Here is a 15244-nt window from a genome sequence, read left to right on the forward strand (position 1 = left end):
CAACGCTTCGAGAACCTCGTGAATATTGTCTTCCCAAGCATCATCTTGAACTTTGTAACCACGTTGTCCAAAAAAATTGGTTTTGCGTTCTGGCCAATGCATTTGATAGAGATCCAAATAATCTGTTTGAAGACGTTGTAAGCTATTATCCAACGCATATTGAATACTAGCAGGTGAAAAATCTAATTTCTCACGCATATAACCAAAAATAGGACTTGGACCAGCAATTTTGGAAGCCAAAACTACTTCTTCTCTTTTTCCTGTTTTTTTAAACCAAGATCCAATTATTTTTTCGGTACTCCCGTAAGTTTCTTTCTTTCCAGGGATAGAATACATCTCGGCAGTATCAAAAAAATTGACCCCCTTTTCGATTGCATAATCCATTTGAGCATGTCCTTCAGACTCTGTGTTTTGTTGCCCAAAAGTCATCGTTCCAAGGCATATTTTACTGACTTTGATATCGGTATTCGGTAAAGTAGTGTATTTCATTTTTTTAAGTGGCTAAGATTCTAAGAAACTAAGTTGCTAGTTTTGTTTGAAAGCAAAGATAAAAATTAGTTCATCGTTTTTAGTTTGGCTTTGCCTAATATTAACAAAAAAAGGTTCGACGTTTATACGCGAACCTTTTTTAAACTTATTCTCTTAGTGACTTAGAATCTTAATTTCTTTTCCTAAAACTCATTCAACATTTTTGAAATTTCGTCCAATCTTGGAGTCAAAATAATTTCGATTCTACGGTTTTTTGATTTTCCTTCTGTTGTACTATTACTTGCCAATGGTGAATATTCACTTCTTCCAGCTGCCGTTAGATTTTGTTTATTTACTTTTTTGTTTTCTCCCAAAATAGTAACAATAGCAGTGGCTCTTTTCGTCGAAAGATCCCAGTTATCGGCAATTGGCCCTGAACCTTCATATGGATCATTATCGGTATGTCCTTCAATCAATACGGAAATATCAGGATTATCACCCAATACCTTGCCTACTTCCACAACTGCTTTTTTACCTTCGGTTCCTACGGCCCAACTTCCAGAATTGAAAAGCAGTTTATTTTCCATAGAAACATAAACTTTCCCGTTCTTTTGTTCTACTGTCAAACCTTTGCCTTCAAAACCATTTAAAGCCTTAGAAAGGGTTTCTTTTAGTTTTTTCATGCTGGCTTCTTTAGCTGCAATTAAATCTTCCAACTCTTTCAAACGTTGGCTACTTGCATTCAATTTTTCTTGTTCCAATGCCAATGCTTTTGCTTTAGCATCCAATTGCGCCAATAAGTCACGATTCTTTTTCATGTTGGTTTCCAATGCTTCGTTGCTGTTTTTTTCCAAAGCTGCATACGAATCCTGCATTACTTTCATTTTATTCTTGGCGGCTTCATAATCAGCTTGTACTTTGGCCAAGTTCGCGTTGGTGTCATCCAACTTGTTTTGCAACGCAGCTTTATCTAATTCCAATTGTTTTTTGGATGCCAATAAAGCAGCATTTTCATCAGAAATGGATCTATTTTCCTTTTTTAGATTGGCAAATTGGTTTTCGAGATCATTGTAGATTTTTTTGGAAACACAAGAAGAGGACAGTGTCAGAATTAAAAGTCCGATGGAAATTTTTTTAATCATTCTTTATAAGTTTTATTTGAGGCCTATTACTATTTTTCGATTTAACAGATTTTGATATCACAAAAATTATTCCATTTTGATAATAAAAACCAAATATCCTAAAATGTTTTTATGGAATCTAATTTAAGTCTCAAAATATTTTATACAAATATATCTAACGCACATTTAATAAAAAACGCATTACGTCTGTAAAAATTACACAACGAAATATTAAAATAAACTTCTGTGTACAATCTAAAACAAACAGCCCCCAAAAAGTTAAACACAATTTGAGGGCTGTTTATTTTCCGATTTATTTATTTCCAAATGGATTCTTTTAAAATGGAATCGTATGTATTGTTTTCTACAAAATAGGTTATTCTCACTATTTGATAAAAAATCAAAAAACAAGCCAGAACATAGGCTAATTTTTTATTGTATAAAATTCCATTAAAATATTCCTTTTTTGTAATTAATTCTGTGAACAAAACAAGTATCGTAACCACACAAAAAAGAACTACAAAAGGGCCTAAAATATGATAGTATAAACTTTTATAAAGATCTCCCTCATAGAAATAAACCAATGACTTTGTTATTCCACAACCTGGACAAGGGAAACCTGTAAGCATTTTGAAAGGGCATAAAGACTGCTCCGTTTCAAGATGATTATTCTGGTTATGTAACATTAAAAAAAACGGAATTACAAGGGTTATTACAGCCCCTATAATTCCGAGTATTTTACGTTCTCGTTTCATTTTTATGAATACAATTTATTGATTTCGCTTTGTACGATCATTGCTGCAACCATTGGGAATAACAATCCCAAAACTAATAAAAGTACAGAATCGTCTTTCGTTGGTAATCCAACTCTTTTATGAACAGCCGGCAAACCATCTTTACCCACCAAATAAAAGAAATAGGCATTTACCGGATAACAACAACCAGCAAAAATGGCAATGGGTTGAGAAATAATTTCTTTTTCGTAAACTGCATTTAATACTTCTGCCGCTTTAATATTCCAATAGATCAAATACAATCCACAGGTCAAAAAACTTAAAATTAACACCACAACTGGGTCTACTTTGAATGTTGGTATTGGACTCATGGGCGTGTTCCAAGTTTCTTCCGGTTTGTTTTCCATAACTTATAATTTAGTTTTGTTTGTTAATTCGACTAAATTATAAAAAATATCACAAAATACTGTTTTTAACTTATAAAAATCTTACAGAATCAACTTTTTTCATACAACGCCTTAATTTTATCGACAATTACTTGAGCCAATCGCTCATGGCTTTCGTAGGTCCAACCTGCAATGTGTGGAGTTAATATCACTTTTCTTCCATCCAATAAATACTGAAAAGCGTCGGGTGTGTTTTTATTCTGAAAGAGTGTTTCAAAAGATAATTTCTCATATTCCAAAACATCCAATCCTGCCCCAAGAACTTTTCCGGATTGTATCGCGGTAACCAAATCAGCAGTTATGATATTCTTACCTCTGGAGGTATTGATAATCCAAATGTCTTTTGCGAAAGCATTAATAAAATCCAAATTTACCATCTTATCGGTTTCGGGTGTCCATGGAATGTGTAAACTCAATACATCTGTTTTTTGCTGTAATTCCTCAAGTGAAACCTGTTTGGCATTGGCATCGCCAACATTCTCTTTGATGTCGTAACACAATACTTCCACGTCAAAACCACGAAGCTTTTTTGCAAAAGCTTTCCCCATGTTACCATATCCAATGATTCCAACTGTTTTGCCATCAAGTTCGTGACCACGATTTTTTTCTCTGTTCCATTCACCAGAACGAATCTCGCTGTCGGCAATGTTTAATTTGTTGAACAATGACAATATCATTCCCAAAGTATGCTCGGCAACTGCATTACAGTTCCCTTCAGGAGCAGCTATCAACGTAATATTCTTGGAAGTTGCATAATCGCAATCAATACTCTCCAATCCTGCCCCTACTCGAGCGATAAACTGTAGATTGGTAGCTTTATCCAGAAACTCTTTGTCAATTTTAAAACGGCTTCGAATAACAATTCCTTGATAGTCTTGAATTTTGGCTTCAATCTCTTGTTTGGAAGAAGTAAAATCGGCATGATTGATGAAACCTGCCTGTTCCAGTTGTTCCCAAAGGATGGGATTATTACTGTCAATATGAAGGATTTTGATGTCCATATAAAAAAGAGTTACTAAATTAGAGTCTCAAAATTAATTAAAAAATCATGGTTTATAGTTTGAACCCGGAATAATTAACCTACAATGCTTAAATTAGCCATTTACTTTTAAAGCGAAATATAAAGATGAAATTAACCAAAACATTTACGGCATTTTTTCAAAGCGAAAAAGCGAGTGGTCTATTGCTTCTTTTTGTAACCGTAGTGTCTTTATTACTGGCTAATTCATTAATTCAAACTGAATATATAGCTTTTTGGAACACCGAAATTGGACATCATTCCATTACGCATTGGATTAATGACGGATTAATGACAATTTTCTTTTTATTAATTGGTTTAGAATTGGAACGAGAAATATACCATGGTGAATTGTCTAATATCAAAAACGCCATTCTTCCTATTTTTGGAGCCTTGGGCGGGATGATTGTCCCAGCCGGAATTTTTCTGGTATTGAATTACGGAACGCAAACACAAAATGGAGCCGGAATTCCTATGGCTACCGACATAGCTTTTGCTATCGGAGTTTTGTCCTTATTAGGAAGTCGAATTCCAGCTTCATTAAAAATATTTCTGACAGCACTGGCGGTGATTGATGATTTAGGCGCTATCCTGGTCATTGCCATATTTTATACTCAGAGCATTGCTTTTGACAACTTACTCTATGCTTTTATCATCTTGAGCTTTTTATTTATCTTAAATCGACGTAAAGTACATCATCTGGCTCCATATCTAATTGGTGGTGCTTTTATGTGGTATTTTATGTTGAACTCTGGTGTACATGCCACTATAACTGGTGTATTATTAGCCTTTGTGATTCCGTTTGGAGATGGAGGAAAAAATACTGCTTCCTATAAACTGCAACATTTTCTGCACGAACCTGTAGCCTTTATTATCCTTCCTCTGTTTGCTATCGCCAATACCTGTATTTCCATTAACACAGATTGGTATGAGGGATTGAGCCATGAAAATTCTATTGGAATTATTTTGGGCCTTGTGGTTGGGAAACCACTAGGTATTTTGCTGTTTTCTTTCCTTGCCGTGAGTTTAGGGATTAGCAAATTACCTAAAGATCTTAAATGGAAAAATATTTTAGGAGCAGGAATGCTCGGAGGAATAGGATTTACGATGTCCATTTTCATAACCCTTCTGGCTTTTAAAAATGATGGCGAAGAAGTTATTACTTATTCAAAAATAGCCATTTTAATTGCCTCTTTTTTATCTGGAACACTAGGTTTTCTATGGCTGAAACTAACTTTTAAAGCTCCAACAAAATCGATTAAAATCAAATAAATAGGATAAAAAACGTACTAAATAAATTCAAAAGAGAAATTTTATCCTTTCCTTTGTAGCTCCATTGATTACAAGTATTGACCCTAACCTTGTAACAAAACATACAATGAAAAAAGCTTATTTTATACCCTTATTGTGTTTTGTCTTTTTGTTCCAAAGTTGCTTTGAAGTGATTGAGGAGGTAAAAATGAAAGACGATGGATCAGGTCATTTTAATTTTGTAATTAATTTTAGCCAAAGCAAAACTAAAATCAATTCGGTTTTAAAAATGCAAAAAATCAACGGCTATACCATTCCTTCCAAAGACGAAATTAAAAATGAAGCCGCAAAACTGGAAGCACTTGCACAGAATACTGCTGGAATTTCAAATGTAAAAACCAATATAGACTTAACGAATTACATATTTGCGATTGATTTGGATTTTCAAAAAATTACCAATCTCAATTCGGTTTTTTTAAAACTAAAAAACAGCAAAAAAATAAGCCCGACGATTGCCACTGATTATTTCACTTTCAATGACAAAAAGTTTGTTCGAAGCCAAAAAGTGCCCATAAAAGCACTATACGATAAATTAGAAAAGGCTGACAAAGAAGTTTTCCAAAACGCCAAATACACGTCTGTTTACAAATTTGATTCGACCATCAAATCCTTTTCGAACAAAAATGCAGTGACATCCAAAAGCAATAAAGCCATCAAACTTAACGGTTCCGTAATCAATGTAATTAACGGAAACGAAAAAATCGAAAACACAATCACACTCAACTAAATATAGACATGAAAAATCTTTTCCTACTCCTTGTCATCTCTTTCTCCATAAATATATATTCTCAGGATTTAGCCAACAAAGTTCCAGACAATGCTCCTTTTGCTTTGTGCTTTAACGGAAAAAACCTCAACGATAAAGTAGCAATCAAAACCATTCAGGAATATCCTTGGATGCAAGAGTTATTGGAAAAACAATTAAAATTTTTACCTAAAGATCTAAGTCAAACAGGCATTGACCTAACCAATAAACATTACCAATATTACATCAACAAAGACTCTGTTATGAGTTATGTTGTGTTGCTTCCGCTAAATAATGTCGCGCTGTTCGAAAAATTGGTTCAAGCCAAATATGGAGATAGTCTTAAAGTAAAAAAGCAAGGAACATACAATAGTGTAGCTACTTCAAAAACACATCATTTGGCATGGAATGAAAAGTTTGCCGTTTTGGTGAATGCCACATATTCCAAACCCGATAAAAACAATTACAGCGAAGAACCGTACTCAGATTTAGCAAGCATGGATACAACAGGCGTTCTAGTAGATACTCTAGCCGTTAACTATGATACTGTAGCACCTGCCTATGCTACTCAACAAATAAAGCCAACCCCTGATCCTGAAAAGAATGAAAAAACAAAAACAGGAAAAAGCAAGAAGGGAAAAAAATCCAAAAAAGTAACGGAAGAGCCCAAAATTGTAGAGCCTACCGAAGAAGAAATTTATGCAGCCCAAGAAAGAGCCAATGCCGAATTAGAAGAAACCAACAGAAAATTATTGGAACTCGAATTAAAAAAAACCGATTCCATTGAAAGTTTAAAAATAAGTCCGGTTGTTGATTTAATTTTCGAAGAGGCTTTTGATTCCAAAACAGAAACGGGGGCAGCAAGTTCTGCTATTTTTAAAAACAATAATCCTAAATCTGATTTTTACCTTTTCGCCGATTTGGATGCATTAACAACCCAGTTGTATTCAGGATTTGTAGGTTCGAATTCCGCTTTGATGGGAATTTATAAGAATGGAATCTTAGACAGTAATTACTACCTCAATGGCTATTTTGAAAAAGACAGAATCCGTTTGAATCAAGTGATGGCTCCTAAAAGCGAAGAAACAAAAAAATCATATCAAGAAATATGCGATTCTAAAATTGACAAAAATCTATTAAACTATATAGGCAATAATGTTTTGGGATATTACTCCATTGCAATGGATACACAAGCCATTATGAACTACGAATACAAAGTCTTAAAAAACACTTTAAATTCCGTTTACCAATCCTATACAAAAGACGCAAGTAGTAACGAAGCCGATGTTTTAATTGATGCCGTTGCACTATTTTTGGACGAAAAAGCCATTGCAGACCTCATTCCTGGCAACGCAATTTTTGTGCTTCATGATCTCAAAAAAGTACAGAGAGATTTCGTAGACATCGATTATGACGAAAATTATCAGCAAATAGAAACCAAAGGCATCAAAGATGAAATACAGCCTGACTTTACATTTCTTATGAATACTAGAAATGAATCATTTGTTAACAAATTGCTGCAACTACCTTTAAATAAAAGTAAATTTACCGCTACCGATTATCAATTGACAAATGGATATTACACCATTCATTTTGAAAAAGACAATCTACTCGAGAACCTATATATCGGAATGAAAAACGGTGTGGTGATGTTAACTACTTCAAAAATAAATGTAGAAAACTTAACTAAGCAAACAATAATGCCATTACAGGCTGATTTCAAAAAATCCATCTCTAAAAACAATTCTGCTGCTTGGTTTGATATTCAAAAAATAATCGTGGCATCCAAAACGGAATTTAACAATGATACCAAAAGCAATTACTATGACATTGCATTGAAAAATGCTGGCGAAATTACAATGGAATCCAAATTCAAAAATGGCGCTATTGTTTCAGATGCATCCTACACAATTAAAGGGGAACACGCTAACAGTTTGCAATATTTCTTTGATATCATCAATGAATTATATGCTGAAAGCAAAAAGGAAACAATCGTTACGGAATAATAATGAAAAGCCCAAAAAGCTATCTTTGCAGAATTGCCATACTTCTTATTGCCATTGGGAGTATGGCTTTTTTGTATTGGCATGGATATCATAAAGCTTTTGATGAAAAATACATTCCGCAAAATACTGATGCTATCGCAATGGTCGATGTAAAAAACATTCGAAATTATTTTGTTTTTTCCTGCCTAAAAAACCCTTCCGACTGCCAATGGAATTCTACAGACAGTGAATTTAGAAAACGTTTTGATCTTTCTAATTTTGGAATAAAAACACCCGATTATTTAGCTTTTTTCCACATTGAAAACCAACCTATTTCACAGTGGTTTTTCTCTGCCAAAATTGAAAACGAAACTGTATTTGAAAAAGCAATAACCAAAGCACATTCCCAAAAAGTAATACTTCAAAACGGAATGACTTCTTATTATTTCAATTCCTTGAATCTTTATATTATCAAATATTCGAACCAAATTCTAGTTTCAAATATTTCTGAAAAACAAATGCTAACTGCAGTAAAAGTAGCTGATGATTTATTTTTGAAAAAGCTTTTATTAGATGCAAAAAAAATAGAAAAAACGATTGGCACGCACAATGCAATTACGTTTTGGATCAAAAAAAACATTTTGCTGGAAAAAGATGGGATCCTAAATCTAAAATTGGAAGACCACGAAATAACGGTTGATGGGCAACTGCACTTCAAATCGAAGTATAAAAAAGAATCACAATTTCTTCAAAATCCAAACGCTTTATTCTCATTGGGGTTTGATTTTGAAATGATTCGGAATCAAAATATTCTCAAACTCAATTCCAATAAAATCAACAAAATAGTTGGTTTTGATTTGGACTCCATTTTGGCTCAAAACCCAACCAAAACAGAATTATTGCTAAATAAAATAGTACAAAAGAAAGATTCAGCCATCAGTTACGACTATGATGACGATTTTAATCCAATAAAAAAAGTGGTTATACATACAAGTTACGAACCCTCCTTTTACTTCTCAATGCAGACAACGGATTCCAAAAAAGTTTATGATTATCTGAAAGACCTAAATGTCATTGACAATCATCAGATATTCGTGAATTTTCCTTTGGCAATAACAAAAACTTCTATCAGGAATAATGCCTTAACATTGGAAGCAAATCCTCTAAAAAAATTAAATTTAGAACCTTCCCCTCCTAAAATTGGATATTTACAATTCCATTTTAACAAACTTCAGCCAGAAGATTGGCGTATTTTTATTTCCAAAAATAAAAATTTCACGTTTTTAAAATCCTTTGAAAGCTTAGAAATGAACCTTTCAAAAGAAAATAACACTAGCCATTTTCGAGCAAGTTTGAAAACAAAAGATGCAAAAAACTTGATTTCGGTTATAAAGTAAATAATAACCAAATTCAATCCTAAAATGATTGCACTATAAATATGCTTTGAAACTCTCATAATCAATAATTTATTGAGATTTATCAGAGTCTCATCTTGGAAAATATTTGTAAAATTCACAGAAAAACTCCTTTTCTGACAAAATTTAAAGGGTAAACTATAATAAAATCCTATTTTTACGTTGTATTTAAAAATAAAAACAAAACTTATGAAAAAATTTATTCTAATAATTGCCTTTGGTTTAATATCAACTGGAGCATTTGCACAAGCTCCTCTTGAAGAAGGTGGAGTACAATTAAACGCAGGTGTAGGGGCTTCAGGTTGGGGAGTTCCTGTCTATTTTGGTCTTGATTACGGAATTGCAAAAGATTGGACTCTTGGTGGACAAATCTCTTTTCAAACTGATAATGACCCGTACCATTATGGTAACAGCAGCTATCATTATAATTCTACTGCAATAGGAATTGGAGGTAACGGGAATTACCATTTCAACAGAATATTGAATATGCCAAGCAAATTTGATTTCTATGCAGGAGCCGCACTTACATATTACTTTTGGAATTATAATGACTACAATGACTACCCACACCCTGACCATGATGCTTTAGGTCTTGGGCTTCAAGTAGGTGGCCGTTATTTCTTTACCGATAAATTTGGTATTAATCTAGAATTAGGAGGAGGATCAGCAACAAGCGGTGCCAAATTCGGGGTTACTTTTAAACTTTAGGAATAAACAAAACATACATTTCAAAAAGCCATCTGAGAAATCAGATGGCTTTTTTATTGGATTTCAAAACAAATTTCAATTACGTTTATTTAATTCTTTTAAAAGTGACATTATATGATTTATTGTCAGATCCGTCGACATAAACACCTATTAGCAAATCTTTTTCAGCAAGATAATTTAGCGACAAACTATAACCAGGATTATCATCTTGCCTGTATATAACGAAAAGTCGCAAAACATCTGAAGAATTAGTCCAACCCGCTTTTTCAATAAAAATAAATTTCGAATTCAAATAATTCACTTGCAATGAACCATTTTCCAAAAGTCTCGAAATATGCAATTCAACGGCTTCATCATCTCTTTGCCAATTCCCTTTGATTAAATTTTTATCTTGATTTTTTGACAGTAATTGTTTTTGTGAATGTCTAAAAACTGACAATGATGGAGAGATATTTCCTTTTGCCTTAAGCGAAAAAGGAATTATAGTCACACCCAGAAAAAGAAGTAAAAACCCGCTAATTAAAATAGTAATTTTTTGCATCTATCCATTTTTATGTTAAACAATAAAACAATATTTAGGGCAAAGAAAAACAGTAAAAAAGACTTATGATTTTCTAACCATAAAGGTATTTCTTTTTTGTTTACATTAATTAAATTTAACACTATCGCATTGATTTACAATTAAATGAATTTAAAGTTTAAAAAATATCCAATAAAATATTTTGGCTAAAGCATTGCCAAAATTTAATAAAACAGACTCTGTCAAAGATTAAAGGCAAATCATTAACTATATTTGATATACAAATTGAATTTTAAAATGAAAAAAAGATATTTGATGGTATTATTGGCTATGACAGTTTCGGGTTATGCCCAAAAAAAAGAAAGCCAAACACAAGGTATTGCTATCCTCGAGCAGAAGATGGCCGGCAAGAAAATGAACTTGAGAGTCAATCCCAATACTCAAAATTATGACATTACCTATCATGAACTTCGCTTTACTGTAGATCCTGCCAATTATTACATTTCCGGGGTTGTAACGACAACTTTTACTGCATTATCCGATCTTTCAACAGTTACTTTTGACTTAACGAATCAACTAACGGTTAGTAGTGTTACACAAAATGGACTGGCATTGGCATTTACACAAAACAGCAACAACGAATTGGTGATTACTTTACCAAGCATGCTTAATTTAGGCACTTCGGCTACTGTTGTAATCTCCTATTCTGGCGCTCCCGCAAATGGAGAACAAGCCTTTACCACCTCAACACATAATGCTTCGCCAGTTTTATACACTTTATCCGAACCTTATGGCGCACGCGATTGGTGGCCCTGCAAACAAGATTTGAATGACAAAGCAGACAATATTGATGTTTATATTACAGCTCCATCCCAATACATTAGCGTTGCAAATGGTATAGAAACTACAACCCCAATCATTAGCGGTCCCTACAAAACGACCCATTTTCATCACGGTTATCCCATTCCGGCTTATTTAGTTGCCATTGCCGTAACCAATTACAGCGTATACAATCAAACGGGCGGTACCACTCCCAACCAATATCCGATAATCAACTACATTTATCCTGAAACATTAGCCTCGGTTTCAACACAATTGGACCAAACGCCCTTGATTTTGAATTTGTATGAAAACCTCTTTGAAATTTATCCTTTTCACTCCGAAAAGTATGGCCATGCTCAATTTGGCTGGGGTGGCGGGATGGAACACACAACGGTTTCGTTTATGGTAAGTTTCGAAAGAGATCTAATTGCACACGAGATGGCACACCAATGGTTTGGAGACAAAATAACTTGTGGTAGTTGGAAAGACATTTGGCTTAACGAAGGGTTTGCAACATATGTGGCCGCTTTGGTGATCGAAAATTTTGATGGTCAAGCCTCTTTTGTAAACGAAAAAAGCAAAATGATTAGCAATATTACTTCCAAAACTAATGGAGCTATATATTTGACAGATGCTGAACTTACCGATGTAAACAGAATTTTTGACTCCCGATTAACTTATAATAAAGGCGCAATGGTTTTGAATATGCTTCGTTTCAAAATGGGAGATGCGTTGTTTTTTCAAGGAATCAAAAATTATTTAAAAGACATAAATCTAGCCTACAAATACGCCAAAACTCCAGACTTACAATCACATTTGGAAGCTGTTTATGGTAGTAGCCTAGCCGAATTCTTTAACGACTGGATTTACAATCAAGGTTATCCTATTTATAATATTACAGCCCAAAATTTAGGAGGCGGTCAAGCCAAATTTACTGTCAATCAAACACAATCGGATGCTTCAGTTTCTTATTTCGAAATGCCGGTACCCATTCGTGTTTTTGGAACTGGTGGCCAACAATTGGATTTGGTTTTGAACAACACCGTTAATGGAGAAAGTTTTACAGAAAATGTACCTTTTACCATTTCGAGCATTACTTTCGACCCGAATAAAAACATTATTTCAAAAGGAAACACCGCAACATTAAGTAAAGCAAAATTTGAATTGACAACAGCACAAATATCGCTAAACCAAGCAAACGATATTCTCACATTAAACTTATTAAACGGAATTACAGTTGATAAAACAGTATTTTACAATGTGGCTGGCCAAAGAATAAAAACAACACGTTCGGTAACTACTTGGGATATTAGCTCCTGGTCGTCTGGCGTTTATTTTATGAGTGTACAAACAGATGCAGGCTCTAAAAAAATGAAATTCGTAAAGAATTAATCTATTCTCTTTTAATCTCGTGACCTACAAATTCTTCCAAAGAGGCAAACATATCGTCAACGGAAAGTACTTCGAAATCAGGATGGGTTTTTAAAAAATTGGCGTTCAAAGTAATCAGGTTTTCTTCGATTTCAAAAAAGGTATCGTTGATCAGTAAATCTCTTGTTGGATTTACTCCTTCCAATTTTCCTTTCAGGAATTTACTGAGCTTTACACTACTCATTAACTTTACTTTTTTGCTTTGCTGTTGGAATAATTCCAAATGTTTTTCAGCACCAATCAATACCAAACCTTCTTCGATCAGTTCATTTAACTCTTTATTCCAACCCGAATGATGTACAAATTGCGCAAAATTACCCGCAACATATTGGGAATAATAATAGTCCAGATAATAACTCATCAAAGCATCTTCGTGAATCAATTCGTCGTTCACGCCTTCCTCACGCATTAGATTGATTACCGAAATATTAGAATGAATCACATCTTGAAGATTTTCACTGTTGAAGGCCGTTTCCGAAACTATTATTCTGCCGAATTCCATAGGTTTTGTGTTTTAAATACTTTGCTACAAATTTCCGCTAAATAAAAACAGAAAAGAAATGTAAAGTTATTTTATATGTTATCAGATTCTCTATTATTCTTTTTCTCATTCATTTTTGCAACTAAAGCTTTCAGCCGTAATGCTTTTTCTTTTTTCTCCTCTTGAAGTTTAATCTTCTTTCGATTTAGCAATTTGGTATGTAAAGCCTTATTTTTAGTGTTTTTTTCAGGTCCTTTTGCCATAATTTCTAATCTTCTATAATTCTGTTTGCAAATATAAAGAAAGTAATGATTCATTGAATTATAACAACCAAATAAGAAAAAACGAGAGTTTCAAGACTAAAAAAGTAATAAACTTAAGTACTGAGTAAAGGCGAATGTTCTAAAAAACATAATTTTTCGAACATTATAGCTCAGATTCACTGACAAGTAGTAACTTTATTCTTTCAATAAATCATTAAAATAGGCTAAATGGAAGAAAGAATAACATTGGAATACTACGTTTTGGACGTGTTCTCTAATAAAAGCTACAAAGGAAACCCATTGTCTGTCGTTTTTACTAATGGTAATTTAAAACTAGAAGTATATCAAAATATTGCGAAAGAATTTGGCTATTCTGAAACATCTTTTGTTTATTATTCCGCAGCACAAAAAGCATTGAGCGTACGTTCGTTTACACCTACAGGCATTGAAATCGAAGGAGCAGGACACAATTTGTTGGGCGCGGTTTGTGGAGCTTTATTAAAACAAATACCAATATTTCATGAACAAAATGAAAGCAATCGTTTTGTAATCATGAAACATTCTCCCATAAAACTAACCGTACACTTTGATCCTGTTACTCAATATCCTATTGTTCAAATGCATCAAAAACCAGCTGTGATTATACAAGAAATACCCACTTATAAAATAGCTGTCGCACTTGGTTTAAAAATTGAGGATTTAGATGTTAGCGACTTTGTTCCCACAATCGTCAAAACAGAAGTTGCTCACACCATGGTTCCAATCAAGAATAGTCAGATACTTAATGAGTGTGTACCTGACAACAAACTTTTAATTGAAATCTCAAAAGAATATGGGTTTGAAGGATTTTATTGTTTTACGATTTCCAATCAAAACCAAGAAAATATAGCCGAGGCCCGATTTTTCAATCCAATAATTGGTATAAATGAAGACCCGGCAACAGGAACGGCCGCAGGACCTTTAATCGGTTTTTTGACAACAAAGAAGTATACGCAACTTAATAAAGAATATAAAATTCTGCAGGGAGTTAAATTAAATCAACCTTCGCTGATTGAAGTTATGAATAGGGAAAATGATATTTTGGTTGGCGGTTCATCCATTATTACAATGCGAGGCGAACTCTACCTATAAACAAAGAAGCCGCATTATTTAATGCAGCTTCTTTTATATCCAAACCAGAAAACAGAATCCTTTAATTCGTTTTCATTGGCGGCAAATCAAATGCTTTTGAATCGTGTTCGAAATTATTGCGGTGTCCTCCATCACAAAAAGGTTTGTTAGCTGATAATCCACAACGGCAAAGACCTAAGGCAGATCTTCCTTGCAGCCCGTAAACAGTTCCTTCTTGATCCATAATTTCAAAATCACCTTCTATTTTTATAGATCCGTTTTTATTAATGATTAGTTTCGTCTTGCTCATAAGTTTGTTTTGTTTTTTCGAGGGCAAAGATTGCAAAATATATTCTGATTAATTACTCAAAGCCATAGTTTACATTAATTCTATTTAAATCAAAAGTTATCCAGAGGAGGAATCTTAGATGACAAATCATTTCACAGAAAGATAGAGTGTAGAAATGCTATCAGATTTTGAATAAATAGCATAATGTCATTGAGACAATATTTAGTAGATTTGAGAAAACATTTCTATCCAAATTATCAAACCAACTATATGAAAAAATACGCCACACTAATAGCCCTTGCCCTTCTTTTTAGCTTGACCTCTGCAACTCAAAACACGAGCCCATCCGAAGATGGCTGGATAAATTTACTGGACAA

General features: G+C 33.6%; 16 protein-coding genes. 7 read left to right on the top strand and 9 right to left on the bottom strand.

What is annotated here, in order from left to right; genetic code table 11:
• The 5 genes from VFS71_RS07990 to VFS71_RS08010 form a co-directional block, all read right to left on the bottom strand.
• Nucleotides 1-489: aldo/keto reductase (locus VFS71_RS07990; RefSeq protein ID WP_326400409.1), on the bottom strand; the 489-nt coding region annotated here is incomplete at its 3' end.
• A gap of 182 nt (nucleotides 490-671) precedes the next feature.
• On the bottom strand, nucleotides 672-1610 hold the full coding sequence (locus VFS71_RS07995; RefSeq protein WP_326400411.1) for an OmpA/MotB family protein: 939 nt from the start codon (nucleotides 1608-1610) through the stop codon (nucleotides 672-674).
• Between the two features lie 296 nt (nucleotides 1611-1906).
• Nucleotides 1907-2344, bottom strand: a complete 438-nt coding sequence (locus VFS71_RS08000; RefSeq protein ID WP_326400412.1) for a DUF2752 domain-containing protein — start codon at nucleotides 2342-2344, stop codon at nucleotides 1907-1909.
• Between the two features lie 2 nt (nucleotides 2345-2346).
• On the bottom strand, nucleotides 2347-2730 hold the full coding sequence (locus VFS71_RS08005) for a DUF4234 domain-containing protein (protein WP_326400413.1): 384 nt from the start codon (nucleotides 2728-2730) through the stop codon (nucleotides 2347-2349).
• A gap of 89 nt (nucleotides 2731-2819) precedes the next feature.
• On the bottom strand, nucleotides 2820-3770 hold the full coding sequence (locus VFS71_RS08010; RefSeq protein ID WP_326400415.1) for a 2-hydroxyacid dehydrogenase: 951 nt from the start codon (nucleotides 3768-3770) through the stop codon (nucleotides 2820-2822).
• A gap of 125 nt (nucleotides 3771-3895) precedes the next feature.
• Between VFS71_RS08010 and nhaA the strand changes: the two genes are divergently transcribed.
• The 5 genes from nhaA (at nucleotide 3896) to VFS71_RS08035 (ending at nucleotide 9951) form a co-directional block, all read left to right on the top strand.
• The gene (gene nhaA, locus VFS71_RS08015) at nucleotides 3896-5059 is read left to right on the top strand and encodes a Na+/H+ antiporter NhaA (RefSeq protein WP_326400417.1); all 1164 of its coding nucleotides are present in this window, start codon (nucleotides 3896-3898) and stop codon (nucleotides 5057-5059) included.
• A 106-nt stretch (nucleotides 5060-5165) separates the two neighbouring features.
• Nucleotides 5166-5825 (top strand): hypothetical protein, encoded by a 660-nt coding sequence (locus tag VFS71_RS08020; RefSeq protein WP_326400418.1) that lies wholly within the window; start codon nucleotides 5166-5168, stop codon nucleotides 5823-5825.
• 8 nt (nucleotides 5826-5833) lie between these two features.
• Complete coding sequence (locus VFS71_RS08025; protein WP_326400419.1) at nucleotides 5834-7849, top strand: hypothetical protein; 2016 nt, start codon at nucleotides 5834-5836, stop codon at nucleotides 7847-7849.
• 2 nt (nucleotides 7850-7851) lie between these two features.
• On the top strand, nucleotides 7852-9225 hold the full coding sequence (locus VFS71_RS08030; protein WP_326400420.1) for a hypothetical protein: 1374 nt from the start codon (nucleotides 7852-7854) through the stop codon (nucleotides 9223-9225).
• Between the two features lie 207 nt (nucleotides 9226-9432).
• Nucleotides 9433-9951, top strand: a complete 519-nt coding sequence (locus tag VFS71_RS08035) for an outer membrane beta-barrel protein (protein ID WP_326400422.1) — start codon at nucleotides 9433-9435, stop codon at nucleotides 9949-9951.
• 85 nt (nucleotides 9952-10036) lie between these two features.
• Here the strand turns inward: VFS71_RS08035 and VFS71_RS08040 are convergent, their stop codons facing one another.
• On the bottom strand, nucleotides 10037-10492 hold the full coding sequence (locus VFS71_RS08040) for a hypothetical protein (RefSeq protein WP_326400424.1): 456 nt from the start codon (nucleotides 10490-10492) through the stop codon (nucleotides 10037-10039).
• Between the two features lie 276 nt (nucleotides 10493-10768).
• On the opposite strand from VFS71_RS08040, the gene VFS71_RS08045 reads away from it, so the two are divergent.
• On the top strand, nucleotides 10769-12685 hold the full coding sequence (locus VFS71_RS08045) for a M1 family aminopeptidase (RefSeq protein WP_326400426.1): 1917 nt from the start codon (nucleotides 10769-10771) through the stop codon (nucleotides 12683-12685).
• A gap of 1 nt (nucleotide 12686) precedes the next feature.
• Here VFS71_RS08045 and VFS71_RS08050 read toward each other — a convergent pair whose 3' ends face one another.
• Together VFS71_RS08050 and VFS71_RS08055 are read right to left on the bottom strand one after the other, a co-directional pair.
• Nucleotides 12687-13226 (bottom strand): DMP19 family protein, encoded by a 540-nt coding sequence (locus VFS71_RS08050; protein ID WP_326400427.1) that lies wholly within the window; start codon nucleotides 13224-13226, stop codon nucleotides 12687-12689.
• 71 nt (nucleotides 13227-13297) lie between these two features.
• Complete coding sequence (locus VFS71_RS08055) at nucleotides 13298-13468, bottom strand: hypothetical protein (protein WP_326400429.1); 171 nt, start codon at nucleotides 13466-13468, stop codon at nucleotides 13298-13300.
• A 228-nt stretch (nucleotides 13469-13696) separates the two neighbouring features.
• Here VFS71_RS08055 and VFS71_RS08060 point away from each other — a divergent pair, with 228 nt between their 5' ends.
• A complete protein-coding gene (locus VFS71_RS08060) occupies nucleotides 13697-14599 on the top strand; it encodes a PhzF family phenazine biosynthesis protein (protein WP_326400430.1) in 903 nt (300 codons plus the stop codon).
• 61 nt (nucleotides 14600-14660) lie between these two features.
• On the opposite strand, the gene VFS71_RS08065 is transcribed toward VFS71_RS08060, so the two are convergent.
• Nucleotides 14661-14888, bottom strand: a complete 228-nt coding sequence (locus tag VFS71_RS08065) for a CDGSH iron-sulfur domain-containing protein (protein WP_111408501.1) — start codon at nucleotides 14886-14888, stop codon at nucleotides 14661-14663.
• Between the last annotated feature and the right edge of the window lie 356 nt (nucleotides 14889-15244).

The organism is Flavobacterium sp. (assembly GCF_035760125.1).
Classification (GTDB): Bacteria; Bacteroidota; Bacteroidia; order Flavobacteriales; family Flavobacteriaceae; genus Flavobacterium.